Origin of the sequence: Paenibacillus sp. IHBB 3054 (assembly GCF_051594305.1) — a bacterium.
Classification (GTDB): domain Bacteria; phylum Bacillota; class Bacilli; order Paenibacillales; family Paenibacillaceae; genus Paenibacillus_AQ.
The window spans coordinates 1-16,226 of record NZ_JBOFBG010000044.1; the positions used below are offsets into that span (position 1 = coordinate 1).

Consider the following 16,226-nt stretch of genomic DNA (forward strand, 5'->3'; position numbering starts at 1 on the left):
TAGGTACTTTTCGTAAATTTCATTGTTTTTAATTTCTTCTACAGTCATTTGTTTTTTTGGAATAGTGACACCAGTGCAAGGATTATCCTTACGAATTTCTTCTTTGATTTGGGGACGTTCTGGATGGAACGAAAACCGGTTGATCCATTCTTCCAGCGGCGGCATTATTTCACCGTTTGGGATAACGGTGGCCGTCTTGCAGGTGGATGGAGATCAGAACGATAGCTTAGGGTCAAGTTCTCAAATAGTAGGGCATACAGGAATTGTAAATTCAAACTTCAAGGTTGTTCATGTGACATTACCTGTTAATGGTGGAACAGTAGATAATATGACGGGTTACATGAATAGGCATGGTGCGGGGGAAACAATAAAAGTCTATCGGCCTACAAATGGAATGGGTGTAAGTGCTGCTAAATGGGCTACTTGGGATTTCCAATATGTTAAAGAATACTCTATAGTTCCTTTTTCAAAACTAGGAACCCTTTCCGCTAATTATTGCTCTAAATTTGTTTGGCAAGCATTTTATAATGGTGAAGGAATAGACTTGATGAACGTTAATAATACCCCCGATCTTAGGGGATTTGTTACTCCATCAATGGTTATAAACTCACCTTTCGTAATTTATATGACTTCATTTACTGCTGTTTAATAGGTTAAGTTTCTTTGAAGAAAATGTTATATTAGGTTTATTGTTGAGATGTATATGGAAAGCTTTTTTATTTGTTTTCTAGCTTTTACTACAGGAGGTGGTTTTAAAATTAGAAAATTTGTGATTATCGCAGCATCAATTATCATTTTGCTCGTAATTGGGATTTATGCAGCACTCCAGTTTAAATATAATTCACTTGAAAAAAGCCTAAAAGCATATTTAATTACTGTAGAGGGATACTCTGAATCTGATATAGTGAGTGTTAAAGCTGAGTTAAGTTCTATGCCGAAATTTCCTGTATATGTAATATTTGCTGATGACCCTAATACAAAATACATTTTCACAGACAGAGATGCATCAGACTGGACACAACTAGATCCTAAAGAACCGCAGCGATTAAAAAAGGATAACTAATTACAGCGGGTTTTATACGGAGTTTTCATTTGATTTTATTATAGTGCGGACTATTCGAGGACTACATACAAAGTCCTGGAGAACGATGCAGACTTCCTAACTGCTACCCTTGCGCAATCCAAGGTATCAGTCTGGTCCGGGAAGATCCGGACCCAATTGGCCACCTAATGGATTATGGCGGGTTGGTGGAGTCGTATTCCCAAGAGACAATCAAGATTGCCGGCAGTTTGTTCATACGTGAACGATTTGAATTTAGAGCATACATAAAATAACCCGCCGGGCTCGTGACGGACGGGTTTGTTTTTGTTTATTTTGTTGCAGTGTACTCACTTACTTCAAAGGTAAGGATCTTATCATGTACCACGTATTCAGTATGTTTGCTGAACGGGCCTTTGTTGTTATCGTGCTTATCAAGATCGAATTCTTTTTCAAGGCCAGTATTCATCGTTACAACCAAGATGGCACGATCGCCGGTTGGTTGCTCTGGAGTTGGTGTTACCGTAGGTGTTGGTGTTTCCGTTGGAGTAGGTATTACAGTATCAGGACTTAAAAGTTCTCCAAATATATCTATCGCATCAATAATAAAGTCAACACTGTATGTCCCTTTTGTCAACTTGCTTATCTCTACTGTGTGGATTTTATCCTCTAATCCTTCTTTTTCATAAACTAGAATTTGATGACTCGTTATCTGAGAGAATATTTCAACCTTTTCCTAAGATGCTGTCAAGTAGGGACTAAGAATTAATGCCATTCGTAGATAATCCAACTAATCATGCGGCTACATGGTTGCGGAGACAACACTACAGTTTGCTTATTTTCTTCATCAGCACATAGCCGCAACCTTTTGCTTACCTGCTTAATCTGTTTTGACTGGCTTGGAAGTCATTATCTGTGAAGGAGCGGTGTCAGGACGTTATCATATGTAGAAAAGCACCTAGCGCATTTGGGCAGGTGCTTTTTATTGATTATGACTTCCGCACTGGCCTGATATACTTCAAAAACCGCTCCGGATCGTGATAAACGTAAATGATTCTCCCAAGGGAAGTATCAAAGCAGTAACCAGTGCCTGCAAAATCAAAAGTTGCCATTGTCCTTTCCATCTTTTCCTCTACACTACGATTTTCCTGCTCATAATTGAATGGCCCATGTTCAAAAACAATATACTCGGCTTCGGGAACATCAATCATAAGCATTTGTGGTGGTACTTCACCTTTATAATCAAAAGGAAGACGTACACCAAAACACTCTGTACGTGGAATACCCCAATCGCAGAGTCTGCCGTCCGGGTCATTAATGTAAGCCATAATCTGACCGCTGCCGCCGTTAGATTCACTCCCACCATCGTCATCCAATTTGCCCTTGATACTATCGAGTAAGCCGCAAATTGTTTCGCAGTCCTGTCCCGGAATAAGACTTTGCTTTTGCCAAAAATCCCAATACCCATTACTCTCATAGTTTTTAATGTGCAAAAATTTGTGTGCGGGAATGGTTACAAAATAAATGTTAACATCATCTGTAGATTTGATCATACCAATCTCTCCAAATCCGAAAAAGTAGCGGTCGAAAGGGTTTATTTTTGTACGAAGGGCAACAGGCATAGGCTTTTTTCGGTATTCACTTGGAGTTACACCATATGTTCCCTTGAAAGCCCTGGTAAAAGCTTCATGTGATGAAAAACCATAATCAAAAGCAATATCCAAAATGCTTCTTTCACTATCCCGAACCTCTTTTAGTGCAAAGGCTAATTTTCTATGCCGCAGATAATCCCTAAATTGCATACCCGATATTTCCTTGAATTTTCTCGTAGTATGAAATTCGGAATAACCTAACTTGCGAGAAAGAAATTGTAGCGTTATTGCTTCACCGTTACGATTTTTAATACACTCGTCGATTTCATCAACGATTATTTGGATTTGCTTGTGCCACTCGTACATTCGACTGTTCACCTCGTTTCAACCACTCTATAGTCATCATAGAGTAATGGAAATTGCATTGCTTGATTTTACTTGCGGAAAAGAGAGGATATATTTTATTCCTTAACTCGCCTAATATAAATTTTCAGCGCTTACACAACATCAAACACTAAGCGCAGATAAGGAAACTACTCTGCCTTGGATAATATCAACGTTATCATTCAATGACAATTCAAACGTTTTGGTCCTAACCAAACACCAGCCCCACCTTATCGTATATTTAATGTATTGGTTGTTAGTATTTCCAAAACCTACAATATAGAGAAATAAAAGAATTTTCTAAACATTTATGTCTATATCTGCAATAAAGTGAGCGGAGATAATTAATTTCTTTTTTATCCCATTGGAAGAATATCTTACTTATTGTATAAAGAACGTATGTTTGGTTATAATACAAACAAATGTTCTTATTTTATCGGAGGCGATCAATCATGAAAATGAGCATCGGCCAAACCATCGAAATCATATACTTGGACAAATTGGGAGAGATCACTCAGAGGCGAATTGAAATATTGGACATACGGAATGGGTGCGTTCGGGCTACTTGCTTATCAGTCCATGCGCCACGAGTCTTTCTGCTCTCTAATATCCTCGCGTGGCATCCGGCACGGGAGCAGCGATATGCCTAAGGACCGAATCATTTTACTTTCAGATTGCCAAGCGTTTTACGCAAGCGTCGAAAAGGCTGCCCACCCTGAATACAAAGATAAGCCTGTCGCAGTCGGAGATCCAACTAGGATGAATGGCATTGTATTGGCAGCATGCCCCATCGCCAAAGCCTATGGTGTAACCACCGCGTCACGCGTTGGTGAAGCAATGACTAAATGCCGGGATCTAGTGGTCATCCGGCCACGGATGAGTACGTATATAAAGGTCTCTCTGCTGATCTCAGAAATATATCATAGTTATACCGACCTTGTTGAAGCCTTCAGTATCGACGAGCAATTTTTGGATGTGACAGGCTCATTGAGCTTTTTTGGAGGAGATTTGCAGGAGGTAATTCACTCCATTCAGCAGCATGTCATGTTATCAACTGGTGTTTGGACCAGAGTGGGGATCGGACCGACAAAAATACTTGCTAAGATGGCAAACAACTTTGCCAAGAAGAAGGACGGAGGAATTTTCAGGCTTGATTACGACAATTTAGATAAAGAGCTCTGGCCGTTGCCAGTGCATGAAATGTTTATGGTGGCTGGTCGAATGAGCAAAAATTTTTACCGCATGGGTATTACCACAATTGGAGATATTGCCCGTATGGAGTTAGGTGAGTTTAAGCGGAGAATGCGTACGACTATGGGCAAGCAAAGCGATATTCAGGCGGAGTATTACTGGCAGACTGCCCGTGGCATAGATCCCAGCCCAGTAGTTACCGGGATACGCCATCAAATCAAATCAGTAGGACACGGTAAGGCTCTACGCTGGAATTTGTATACCCGACTAACTGAAATCGAGGTTGTCTTGCTTGAATTGGTAATTGAGGTTTGCCAACGAGCGCGGAGATACCGGTATATGGGAGCAACGGTGTCTATAGCGGTATCAGAAACCGATGGTGATAAATCAAACTCATACAGCCGACAAATGACACTGCCGGAGCCATCGTCTTTAACTCATGAGGTGGCAGCAGCAGCATATCGCTTATTCGTTGATAATTGGACCGGTATGCCTTTAAGCCGTTTAGCGATATCTATATCGCATTTGACCGATGACAGTGTCATGCAACTTACGTTATTTGATGACCGTATCCGCACATACAACAGAGAACGGGCAATTGATCAAATCAAAACCCGGTACGGTAGCCGAGCGCTCATACGTGCTTCCTCGTTGCTCGAATCTGGAGTTGCCCTGGAACGGGCTGAACAGATTGGAGGACATTATAAATGAGTAAATTAAACGGGAATGAGAGATGGAAAACCAAAATGTTAATGACCGAACACGTGGAGCAGTATGAGCAGAAGCAAGATGATGAGGTAAGAAAAATGATAACCGTTGATGAACGGACAATGGTTCGTGACCTCATATTGCTCCCTTACATAGATACTATGGTTAGCAAGAGCCTGAAGGAGATCGAACATTCAGGCAACATCCTTAAACGCGCCTATTTAATGGCCGGGCAAGCCATACAGCGTAGGATTATTCAGGATACCTATCAGTTACAAAAAGAGCTGAAGCAGCGAAATATTAGGATGCTGGCGGATGAACAGGAGGAATTTTTAGTATATTATAAAATCTTTTGCCGGGGGTACCAGGAACGCTTTGGACTAACTCGTGATGTTATGCGTACAGAGATAAGCTTAAGGTTGACCAAGTATACCGCCGACCTTGGGACAGTATTAAAAGACCTGCAAAAATAAGACGAAACCCCGTCAGTTCATTTGAACTGGCGGGTATTTTTTATTCACATCATAATGGTATAATAGACTACTGGACGTATTTTGGAACAATGAAGGTTAAGGAGCGATACTTTTTGAAGACACTTATTATTGCGGAGAAACCGGATATGGGGCGGAATATCGCCGCCGCAATAGAACCAAAGGCCAAAAATTACCGTTCCTATCTGGAAGGGGAGCAGTACATCATCACATGGGCGATTGGACATCTTATCGGGTTGGCCGAGCCTGAAGCCTATGACGACAAATATAAAAAATGGAATATCAATGATTTGCCGATCATCCCCGAGCAGTTCAAGCTGGTACCCAATGCGCGTACCATTGACCAGCTGAAAGTTATTGGTGAACTGGCCAAACGCAGCGACCTATTGGTCAATTCCTGCGACGCCGGGCGGGAGGGACAGCATATCTTTTCGCTGATACAGCGGCATCTGAAGCTGAATCAGCCAGTGAAACGGCTGTGGATTTCCGATTTGACTCCGGAGACGATCCGTAAAGGGTTCCAGGAGCTGCGGGACGGATCAGAGTACGAAAACCTGACCAAAGCCGCCAGAGCACGCAGTGAAGCGGATTGGCTGATTGGCATGAACGGCTCACGGGCGTTTACGACCAAACATAATGTGCTGCTGTCCGTTGGGCGGGTGCAGACTCCAGTACTTGCGCTGATCTATGACCGCCAGAAGACGATAGAAGCTTTTTCATCGCTTAAGTTTTTTGAAGTGGAGGGACATTTCGCTCAGAACGAGATGACCTACAAAGGGATGTGGCAAGGGGAACGTCTGACGGATGGAGCCAAAGCTGAAGCGTTGGCCGCTAAGGTCAAGGGCAAGCCGGGGAGGATAGCTTCTTATGAGGTCAAAGAGACGAAAGAGTACCCGAATAAGTTATATGATTTGACGCTGCTGCAGCGCGAGGCGAACGGTAAGCATGCTTTTTCCGCCAAAAAAACGCTCGATATTGCTCAGGCATTATATGAAAAGCATAAGGTGATCTCCTATCCCCGGACCAATTCCAACTATGTGACCGAACAGAACATCCCGGAGATGCACAAGACGCTTTCCGCCCTGCAAGGTACATCGTATGACGAATGGGTTAAAGGCGCCAACCGGAATCTGGTCCATAAAGGCAATAAGTTTATCTGCAATCCCTCGAAGGTTGAAGATCACCATGCCATTCTGCCGACTAACCGCAAAGCATCGGGACTTAGCGCGGATGAGGCCAAGCTGTACGACTTGATTGTGCGCCGCTTCCTCTCGCAATTTTATCCGGCTGCTGAATATAAGGTTCATACCGTACTTACCGAGGTGGAGAACGAAAATTTCAAAACTACGGTCAAGGAGCTGCTGTCCCTGGGCTGGAAAGTGATTTACGGCGATCAGAAGAAGGACAAGGCCAAGCCGTCCAAGGGCAAAGGCAAGGAAGATGAAGAGGAAGAAGAAATTGAAGTGAATGAACCGTTCTCAGTGGTTCCTGCCGATGAGGTGCTGTGCAGTGATGCGATCGTCAAAGAGAAGGACACCCAGCCGCCCAAGCACTACACGGAGGGTACGCTGCTGAAAGCGATGGAAAGTGCGGGCAAGCAGATTGAGGATGAGGAGCTGCGCGACGCGATGAAGGACTCCGGCCTTGGCACACCAGCTACCCGCGCGGCGACGATTGAACGGCTTAAGAACGTGGGTTATGTGGAAATGCAGGGCAAAAAAATCGCCATCACGCAAAAGGGCAGGACTGCCATTGAGCTTATTCGTGGTGCAGGCGTCGAACTGCTGACGTCACCGGAAATGACCGGCCAGTGGGAGCGGCGGTTGAATGAAATCGCCAGAGGCACGGCGGCGGACGGGCAGTTTATGGAGAACGTCAAGCGATTCGCCTCGATGATTGTGGACAAAGTCCGGGTACAGTCCCGGGCAGCCAAAACCTCCTTTGAAGGGGAGACGCCATCCTTGAAAGGCGGAGCCAAAGGACGAAGCGGAGCCGGCGCGGCACGCAAGCCGGCAGGTAAACCGGCTGAGGCGAAGCCCCGCAAAGCGGCTGGCGAGTCAGGAGCGGAAGCTGCCGGAAAAGCGGCTGCGGCTAAAGGGGATGACGGACCAAAAATCATCGGGAAGTGTCCGCGGCCCGGCTGCGGTGGAACGATTTTTATGGGGCGCAAAGGGTATGGCTGTTCCCATTACAAGGAAGGCTGTAAATTTGTCATCTGGAAGGAAAATCACGGCCGCACCCTTAGTGATGCCCAGGTCAAGGCGCTGATTGAGAAAGGCAAAACAGGCAAGCTGAAGCTTGCCGGCGAGGACGGCTCACCGCAGGAGGGCAAGCTGGTACTCTCGGATGTAAGTACAGGTCAACTGACTGTAGAATAAAGGCAAAGTTTAAATCTTACGAGCAATCAAAGAGGATGCACCCTGGCCTAATGATTTCCGGCCGGAGCACATCCTCTTTTTAAATGCATTACATTCTTATTTGACCAGTTCGGCTTCGATTGCAGCGGCCAGTGTTTCATATGAGGAGTTCGGCAGGAGAACGCCGTTCACCATGAATTTAGGTGTGCCATTCACTCCATAAGAGCCGGCAATCTTAAAGTCTTCCTTCACATCATACATGTAGGTGTGATTCTGGACATCCTGCTCAAATTGAGCGTAGTCCAGGCCATCAATATTGTTCTTCACGAAGTCTAGGATGAACTTTTGGGTAATCCAGATCTTGCTTTCGTCACCCTGATTCTCATATAGCTTGTGAAGATACTCCCAGAATTTCTCGTTACTCTGCTTATAGATGGCTTCGCCGGCACTTGCGCCAAGATAAGAATCCCGGTCAATAAATGCAAAGTTCATGAAATAAAATTGCACTTTGCCACTGTCTACATAATCTTTAATGAACGTATCCAGATAAGTTGCCGTCCATTTCTTGCAGGCAGGGCATTTGAAATCGGCGAATTCAATGACCTTTACCTTGGCATCTTTGCTTCCGAGATGCGGCTGCTTCTCATACTTCAGCCCGTCAACCACGATGGTGCCTTTTACATCCGTATAGTTGGGCAGATTGTCGAATACTATGGCCTCATCGTCTTTGTTGCTCGTCGTGATGTAGACAAGCACACCAAGGAGGATAACCACAACTACAGCCAGCAGCATGGGGAGTAAGCGTCTGCTGTCCGGAGCGTTCTTAGGGTTCGTCTTCTTGTTCATTCCTACCTCCTGCAATGAGATGAAAATCTTCTCAAACAGTATAATCACACTGCCAGGAGGTTGCCTATGTCATTTGTAACAAGGACTTGTCTTTTCGTCACCCGTGATTTTGTCGCAGAGACGCTGTCCGGATAACCGGGGTTACTTCGTGAATAGAAGAAATGGTTACTACAGATTGCTGTATTTCACGTTGAAGCTCGATCAGGTTATAGAGCCATTCGTTCTGCTGCTTCAGGTAAATGCTGTTGATGCCTGCGGTGACGGCAGGGAGTACATCGGTGCGCAGAGAGTTGCCGATCATCCAGGTGCGCTGGCGCTCGAACGGGTAAGTGCTCAGAATATTTTCCAGTGATTCTACATTTTTGTGCTGGCGGATAAAGATCCGGTCGTTGAAATATACATCCAGCTTCATCTGTTCAATCTTGCGCTGTTGAATCGTATCGTCGCCGCCAGTGTACAGATATAAATCATGACCGTCCTGTTTCAATGAATCAAGCGTCTCGACCATGCCCGGATAAGCTTCGATTTCCTGATCGTAGACACTGAGTCCAAGCTTCATCAGCTGCTGCTCCTGATAGGGATCGGTTGACCGGTTGAATTTGGCGCAAAAATAGTGGTAGGTTGCAATGAGGGACTTGGGGAAATTTTCACTGGCCAGTCCGCTGGTGCTTACCGTCTCTACATCAATCTCGGCCTGTTTGGTGCGGACTTCACTCGTAGTAGGACCAATGCCGCTGAACCAGTCGGACATGAGTTCGAAATACTGCCCCAGAATGAGGTCAAAATATTTGTTGCAGTGCACCAGGGTGTCGTCCAAATCGAAAATTACTTGCTGTGTTGAATATTTCATAACGCTCACTCCTAAAAGTTTTGTTAGCAGATACTTATCGGCAGGGCTTCGTACAAAACTCGCTTCGTAAGCATTCGCTTAACTCTGTCTCTGTTTGGTACTGTTATTATAAACGAATATAGGATTCCAGGAACATCTGAAGATCCGAGGCGCCGTCCGCGCGGATGCTGAAACGTTCATTGCCTTCTCCTTCACTGCCCAGATGGACGCGCAGGAGACCGGCGACCCGTAGGATAAGCAAATGATGCATAAGCATTTCACTGGACTGGCTCAAATCGGACTGCATGTCCCATATGGTCTTGGGCTCATTAGCCACATAGCGCAGCAGTCTTAGACGCGTCGGGTCCGACAGCGCCTTGGTCAGGCGTAGCAGTACGGTAGGCGGCTCGTCTTCGTCTTCAGAAGGCACATCTACAGGGTACTGAATGATCATTAAGGTATTATAGAAGCAATACGTATTAATCGGCCGGTTGTGCACCGTAGGCAGCAGCACAATAGTCTGCAAATCCGGGATGTCACCGACTACCACTCCGCCTGAGGCGTATTCAATCAGCGCTCCAGGGTCCATTTTGCTCTCCAGCAGCTTCTTCTCCGAGGCGTCCTCAATCAGCAGCGGCAGAATCTTCTGCTCCACATGGCGGAAGTACTGATCATACCAAAGGCGAAGAAGCGGAGCATAGCTGTCTTTGATCCGTTTACATTCTTCAATCGTAAAATCGGGAAACAGGGGAGACAAGCGCTCGAATCGCTCCTCCAGTGAGGAAGACTCCAGTTCGTCCAGGAACTGCAGCACTTTGGAGCCTGGCCCGCGGTTGTAAGCCCAGGCATACAGCACATCATAGTCAGTAAAGGGCCATTCGGCAGCCTGCTTCAGAGCGGATACCTGCTGCGGCGGTATGCGGCCGTCGAGATCACGGACCCAGTCGGGACCTATATCCAGATTGGAGATCCATTTACCGGTAACATATATCATGAAACTGTCCAGCAGTTCATATACAGGCGAGACATCAATTTTCAGTTCATAGCTCATGAAGCATACACCCCCAGGGAAATCCGTCACTTCTATATATTATCTCTTGTTTTGAAGAGGGTTGTCCACTATAATGTTCGGTGTTTGCCGTTTCACGTCCGTTTGCTTAACTATTGTATTACATAGCCCTGAGCTTTCGAAGCCAGTTTTGTTCGAAGCGACTCAGGAAGCAAATGCTCACAAAACGTTTAGGAGGATTCATCCGTGTCAGACCGTCTCACCGCAACAAGCAAACTGAACAACAAATGGAATTATATGATTCTGATTACCGTTATTATCGCTGCCGGGCTCAGCCAAGGGCTGCTGCTTCCGGTGCTCTCCATTCTGCTGGAGCAAAAAGGGGTCTCTTCCTCGCTCAACGGCCTTAATGCCGCTGCTTTATATGTAGGCTCTTTTGCGATGACGCTGGTAGCCGAGCGGGTTCTTGGCGCCATCGGCTTCAAGAAGCTGATCGCTGCCGGGCTCAGCCTTGTGCTGGTGGCGCTGCTCCTGTTCCCGCTGCTGCCGGGCATTAAGGTCTGGTTTGTCTTGCGCCTGTTTGTAGGCATAGGAGACTCAGCCATTAACTATGCTGCGCAGCTATGGGTGCTGCTAATGACACCTGCGGAGCACCGGGGGCGCAATCTCTCGCTGTATGGGATGTCCTACGGACTCGGATTTAGTCTCGGCCCGATTGGGATCAGCCTGCTGCGATATGGCCAGGCTGCACCGTTTTTGATTATTGCTGCGCTTTTTGTGCTGGTGCTGCTGCTGGTACTCATCAAGCTGCCGGATTCCCTTCCGGATAAAGTTGAGCATGGGGAGGGACAAGCGCGGCGTTTCGGGCGAAGCTACAGCCTCGCTTGGTATGCCCTGATACCTGCACTTCTTTACGGCTATATGGAAGCTAGTCTGAACAGTAATTTCCCTGTGTACGGACTGCGCATTGGCTACAGCACGGATCAGATTGCTGCGCTGCTGCCATTCGCCGGTATTGGCGGTCTGCTGCTTCAACTGCCGCTGGGGATATGGAGCGACCGCTACGGCCGAAAGAAGATTCTGATCTTTTCCGGTGTGAGTGGCGGTCTGGCCTTTACCTTGCTGCCGCTGACCGGTAATCATTTCCTGCTGACGCTGGTTGTGCTGATGGTGGCAGGCGGTCTGGTAGGTTCTTTCTTCTCGCTGGGTCTAAGTTACGCTGCAGATATTCTTCCGCGTAATTTGCTGCCTGCGGCAAATGTGGTTTCCTCCTTTCATTTTAGTATAGGCAGCATTGTGGGACCGGGCATCGGCGGACTTCTGCTAGAATTTGGCTGGGGAGGCGGTGTTTTTGTCCTGCTGGGCGCTTTTTATATATTGTTCGGTTTGGCAGGGTTATTATTCTCGCCACGCCAGCTGAATTGAGGTAAGATAAGAACGGATGCTCGCATGGAAATCGATCACGCTTTCAGAGTACACTATAGAGTAGAGTCAAAGACAGGGAGAGGCTGAACTATGATCACAGTTGAACATTTAGCCAAAGCAGTCGGGGAAGAAAAAATGCCTGTTCTGCAGGACATTGGCTTTCAATTAGAACCAGGTGAGCTTGTTGTACTGCTGGGAGCCAGCGGGAGCGGTAAGTCAACGCTGCTGCGCTGCCTTGCGCTGAAAGAGAAATGGGACAGAGGGAACTTCAGGGTGGATGGAGTCAATATTCTCGGAAATGTCTTTACCGGCAAACGGAAGATCCGCCGGGAGTGGGCTTATCTGGAACAAAATGCAGAGCTCAATCCGAACCGGACTGCGCTGAAGAACGTGCTGATAGGCCAGTCCTCGCAAACACCGCTCTGGCGGATGGTGACAGGAATGGTCCGTTCAGACGACTACATGGGCGCGATGGACGAGCTGGATTTATTGGGTCTGCTGGATAAGGCCAAGATGAAGACAAACCAGCTAAGCGGCGGAGAACGTCAGCGGGTGGCGATTGCCCGGGCACTGGTTCACGGAGCCAAGGTGATTCTGGCGGATGAACCGGTTACCGGTCTTGATCCGCGTACAGCGGAGGGAGTGCTGGAAACCCTGCGCAAGCTCTGCAAAGAGACAGGGCTGACGGTAGTGACGGTGTTGCCCCTAGAACTGGCGGAACGTTATGCTACACGGCTGTGGGTGCTTGAAGACGGCCGGATCAAACATGATGTAAAGGGCCGCCGTCTGACATCACAAGAACGCCTGCATCTGTAATCATTACACCACGAAACAAGGAAAGAGTGATGAAGTTGAATAATCGAGTTCTGAGACGTCTGGCGGCGGTATCTCTTTCTCTGTCCATACTGTCGGGCTGCACCTTCATCAGCGATCCTGTTTTGCGGATGAAGGCGCCGGAGCTGTCTGCCGACAAGGCTTCGCTGATGACGGCGATCACGTCCCACATGCCAGCCGGAGCTTCGCTGATCCGTCCGGTAAGTGACGATGACAGCTCTATTTTCACTGAGGATCTGGACAAGGACGGAACGATGGAGACGCTCGTCTTCTATTCGACGAAGAATGAGGCCGTACTGATTCACGGCATGATCCTGGAGAAGCGGGACGATGTCTGGGAGAAGAAGCTGGTATTTGACGGTGGCGGAACGGAATTGGATTCCGTTGATTTAAGGGATGTGACCGGTGAGGGGAAGCTGAATATCATTGCCGGTTATTCACGAGGTGTAGAGAAAGGGATGGTGGTCTACTCCTATTCCGGCGGAGAACTGGAGGAAGTGCTCTCCCAGCCCTACACGAAATATATGGTCGATGATCTCAATGAGGATGGGATTGAAGACATCACGGTTGTGTATTTTAAACGCAATGAGTTTGCGACAATTACTACCTATCAGTACAACGACGGCTTTAAGGTTTTGGATGAGCTTGACGATCTGGATCCTTATTTCAGTAATTATTACAATATTGTCTCAGGAAAAGTGGCAGAGAATAAAGAAGGTATAGTTCTGGATTCGGCAGTGGATTCACGCTCAGCATACACGACGGTGGTAGTGATGGAGAATAATAAGCTGCGTGTGGTGATCCCCGGAGATGCCCGGACCTTTAAGGACAGAAAGATTGTCAGCGAGGATATCGACGGCGACGGCGTTATCGAAATCGGATTGCTGGAGCCGCCGAAGGGCTGGGAATATTTTGATCCTGAGACGATCCCCTATTTCAATTCTTATTACAAATGGGACGGCAAAAACGGCTTAACCTTTTCCGCGCTGCAATACCGTGATCCGTCGGACCGCTTCAGGATTGATCTTTTACCGGAATGGCATGAGAATGTTACAGTGGATACCAAGTCGGTCCAGGACAAATCACTTAAGTTTATTTTATCGAATACCGGTGAGACGGTAGCAGAAATCTCATTCTTTTCTCCGGCAGAATGGGAGCGCGTAAAGAGTAGCGGATGGAAAATATTAGGATTTGATCTTGATAAGTTTATCGGCTATCGGGGAGAAGTTGAGCAGAACACAAGCGGGGGCGACAACAATAAAATTACCTCGCCTATAGAAAGGAAGGGAATCGATGAGTAAGGTATTAATTCTGGAGGATGAAGAATCCATCCGCAGTTTTATAGTTATTAATCTCAAGCGCAACGGATTTGAGGTGCTGGAAGCCGCTGACGGCAATGAAGCACTGCACAAGCTGACTACGGTTCCTGATATTGATATTGCACTCCTGGACGTAATGGTTCCCGGCATCGACGGATTTGAGGTATGCAGACGCATCCGGGAAACGAATGAACGGCTCGGGATTATCTTTCTTACGGCAAAAGTCCAGGAGCAGGATAAGGTATATGCCCTTTCAGTCGGTGCGGATGACCATGTCAGCAAACCATTCAGTCCTACGGAGCTGATCGCCCGTATACAATCGCTGCTGCGCCGTGTCAATGTTCACCGGGAGCAGTCTGCAAAGGTCTCATTTCATTCGGGGCCGTTTACGCTCGATCTGATTTCCAAACAGTTTAAGCGCAGTGGGGAAGGCATCGAACTGACGCCAACCGAGTTTTCATTGGTACAATTTTTCCTGGAAAAAGAAAACACACCGCTCAGCCGCGACTCGCTCTTGGATCATGTCTGGGGCAAAGAGTACATGGGCGACCCGAAAATTGTTGATGTGAATATCCGCCGGCTGCGCCAAAAGATTGAGAATAATCCCTCAGAACCCGAATACCTACAGACCGTATGGGGACACGGCTATAAATGGAAGGGTCAAGGACAATGATCAAGAAGGGGATGCGCAGACAGATTGTACTGCACTATATTCTTGTAGTCTTCGTGGCGCTCCTCCTCGTTGAGGTTATTTTTCTGCTGGCCATCCGGACGTATTATTACGATAGTGTTTATAATAAAATTACGACCCAGATCGGAATATCGGAAAACTTCTATAAATTTACATTTTCCAACGAGGGTTCGCCCGTTCATTTTCAGAAGCTGCTTGAATACTTCGATATGGATAATACAGAATTGGAAATACTGACCCTTAACGGTGATATCCTTACCGGATCTACGCCATTTCAGCCTGACCGTACGATTACTACCAGCGATGTTTCAGAAGCGGTTGGCGGAAGTATCGGACGCTGGGTAGGCAGACAAGCAGGGACGAATGAGAGCGTTATGGCCGTATCCAAAATGCTGCACATTAACGGCCGCGATTCTTTTATTGTAAGATACCTTACGTCCATGGAGAGAATCAACTCAGATTTGCTGAACCTTACCTTGGTATCCATCGGTATCGGTGCAGCAGTAATGGCTATTGTTATGCTCTTCAGCTTCGGTCTCGCCAATTCCATTGTAAAGCCGCTCAATAATATTACGGCAGTGTCCGCGCAGATGGCCAAAGGCAGATTTACGACCCGGATCAAAGGTGACTACAAATATGAGATTGGTGATTTGGCAACCACACTCAACTATATGGCAGATGAAATTATCCGCAGCAATCAGATTAAGGATGATTTCATTTCCTCGATTTCCCATGAGTTGCGGACGCCGCTGACCAGCATCAAGGGCTGGAGCGAAACACTGATTTCAGGTGGCTACGATCCGGAGGAAACCAAGCTGGGTATGGGGATTATATCCAAGGAAAGCGACCGGCTGATCGGGTTGGTGGAGGAAATCCTCGACTTCTCCAAGCTGCAGCAGAATGAGATGAAGCTATCCATTGCTCTTATCGATATCAAAGTGGTGCTTCAGGAGACGATACTGAATGTATGGGCCAAAGCGGAGAAGAAACGTATACATCTGCTGCTGGAATGTGAAGGGACGATCTATATCAAGGGAGACGCCAACCGGCTGAAACAGGTATTCCTGAATTTGGTGGACAACGCCGTGAAGTTCTCCCCTGAAGATTCCAGCATTGTCTTGTCCACCCACCGTCTCTCCAAGGAGGAGATGGCTGTCATTGTCAGGGACAGCGGAATTGGCATCAGCGAAGCCCACCTCTCCAGAGTCCGCGATCGTTTCTTCCAGGTCGACGCGCTGAACGGAGGAACCGGACTGGGGCTTGCCATTTCCCAGCAAATTGTGGAGCTTCATCACGGAAAGCTGGAATTGGATAGTGAGCTGGGCAAAGGAACGCAGGTTACTGTTATTTTGCCGCTGACCGAGGAACAGCCTCCAGTTGCAGCGGAGGGTGGAAACGGACCTGAATTACTGTAACAGGCTCTTTATGAGTGTAAAGCGACAGAAAGTAAATATACAAGAAAAAAGCAGCAGCTCCGGTTATCAGAGACTGCTGCTTTTTTTTGTATAGAT

Annotated in this window: 15 protein-coding genes; 10 read left to right on the plus strand and 5 right to left on the minus strand. The window is 47.1% G+C overall.

The features are described 5' to 3' along the window. The first annotated feature begins 202 nt into the window (after positions 1-202). The gene (locus ACQ76X_RS30365; protein ID WP_438497476.1) at positions 203-649 is read left to right on the plus strand and encodes a hypothetical protein; all 447 of its coding nucleotides are present in this window, start codon (positions 203-205) and stop codon (positions 647-649) included. A gap of 48 nt (positions 650-697) precedes the next feature. Then, on the plus strand, positions 698-1,063 hold the full coding sequence (locus ACQ76X_RS30370) for a DUF3139 domain-containing protein (protein ID WP_438497477.1): 366 nt from the start codon (positions 698-700) through the stop codon (positions 1,061-1,063). A 307-nt stretch (positions 1,064-1,370) separates the two neighbouring features. Here the strand turns inward: ACQ76X_RS30370 and ACQ76X_RS30375 are convergent, their stop codons facing one another. Further along, the gene (locus ACQ76X_RS30375; RefSeq protein WP_438497479.1) at positions 1,371-1,676 is read right to left on the minus strand and encodes a hypothetical protein; all 306 of its coding nucleotides are present in this window, start codon (positions 1,674-1,676) and stop codon (positions 1,371-1,373) included. A 352-nt stretch (positions 1,677-2,028) separates the two neighbouring features. Next, positions 2,029-2,997 (minus strand): helix-turn-helix transcriptional regulator, encoded by a 969-nt coding sequence (locus ACQ76X_RS30380; RefSeq protein WP_438497480.1) that lies wholly within the window; start codon positions 2,995-2,997, stop codon positions 2,029-2,031. 660 nt (positions 2,998-3,657) lie between these two features. On the opposite strand from ACQ76X_RS30380, the gene ACQ76X_RS30385 reads away from it, so the two are divergent. The 3 genes from ACQ76X_RS30385 (at position 3,658) to ACQ76X_RS30395 (ending at position 7,783) form a co-directional block, all read left to right on the plus strand. Beyond that, positions 3,658-4,917, plus strand: coding sequence for a DNA polymerase IV (locus ACQ76X_RS30385; RefSeq protein WP_438497481.1), 1,260 nt, complete (start codon positions 3,658-3,660; stop codon positions 4,915-4,917). Beyond that, positions 4,914-5,387: a hypothetical protein gene (locus ACQ76X_RS30390; protein ID WP_438497483.1), complete on the plus strand. Its 474-nt coding sequence runs from the start codon at positions 4,914-4,916 to the stop codon at positions 5,385-5,387. Before ACQ76X_RS30385 ends, ACQ76X_RS30390 begins: the two co-directional genes overlap by 4 nt. A gap of 113 nt (positions 5,388-5,500) precedes the next feature. After that, complete coding sequence (locus ACQ76X_RS30395; protein WP_438497484.1) at positions 5,501-7,783, plus strand: DNA topoisomerase 3; 2,283 nt, start codon at positions 5,501-5,503, stop codon at positions 7,781-7,783. Positions 7,784-7,879: 96 nt separating this feature from the next. On the opposite strand, the gene ACQ76X_RS30400 is transcribed toward ACQ76X_RS30395, so the two are convergent. From ACQ76X_RS30400 to ACQ76X_RS30410, 3 genes are all read right to left on the minus strand, one after another. Further along, positions 7,880-8,608, minus strand: coding sequence for a DsbA family protein (locus ACQ76X_RS30400; protein WP_438497485.1), 729 nt, complete (start codon positions 8,606-8,608; stop codon positions 7,880-7,882). A 97-nt stretch (positions 8,609-8,705) separates the two neighbouring features. Continuing rightward, on the minus strand, positions 8,706-9,458 hold the full coding sequence (locus ACQ76X_RS30405; RefSeq protein WP_438497486.1) for an HAD family hydrolase: 753 nt from the start codon (positions 9,456-9,458) through the stop codon (positions 8,706-8,708). 106 nt (positions 9,459-9,564) lie between these two features. Continuing rightward, complete coding sequence (locus ACQ76X_RS30410) at positions 9,565-10,488, minus strand: ArsR/SmtB family transcription factor (protein WP_076109554.1); 924 nt, start codon at positions 10,486-10,488, stop codon at positions 9,565-9,567. Between the two features lie 204 nt (positions 10,489-10,692). Between ACQ76X_RS30410 and ACQ76X_RS30415 the strand changes: the two genes are divergently transcribed. The 5 genes from ACQ76X_RS30415 (at position 10,693) to ACQ76X_RS30435 (ending at position 16,130) form a co-directional block, all read left to right on the plus strand. Next, entirely contained in the window at positions 10,693-11,871 is a 1,179-nt protein-coding gene (locus ACQ76X_RS30415; RefSeq protein WP_438497487.1) for an MFS transporter, read from the plus strand. 90 nt (positions 11,872-11,961) lie between these two features. Further along, the gene (locus ACQ76X_RS30420; protein WP_076109556.1) at positions 11,962-12,687 is read left to right on the plus strand and encodes a phosphonate ABC transporter ATP-binding protein; all 726 of its coding nucleotides are present in this window, start codon (positions 11,962-11,964) and stop codon (positions 12,685-12,687) included. A 35-nt stretch (positions 12,688-12,722) separates the two neighbouring features. Continuing rightward, entirely contained in the window at positions 12,723-14,006 is a 1,284-nt protein-coding gene (locus ACQ76X_RS30425) for a hypothetical protein (RefSeq protein WP_156130893.1), read from the plus strand. Further along, positions 13,999-14,697, plus strand: a complete 699-nt coding sequence (locus ACQ76X_RS30430; protein ID WP_038592865.1) for a response regulator transcription factor — start codon at positions 13,999-14,001, stop codon at positions 14,695-14,697. Before ACQ76X_RS30425 ends, ACQ76X_RS30430 begins: the two co-directional genes overlap by 8 nt. Continuing rightward, positions 14,694-16,130 carry a sensor histidine kinase gene (locus ACQ76X_RS30435; protein WP_076109558.1) on the plus strand — a complete coding sequence of 479 codons (1,437 nt, stop codon included), beginning with the start codon at positions 14,694-14,696 and terminating at the stop codon, positions 16,128-16,130. The genes ACQ76X_RS30430 and ACQ76X_RS30435 overlap by 4 nt, the downstream gene beginning before the upstream one ends. The last annotated feature ends 96 nt before the right edge of the window (positions 16,131-16,226 follow it).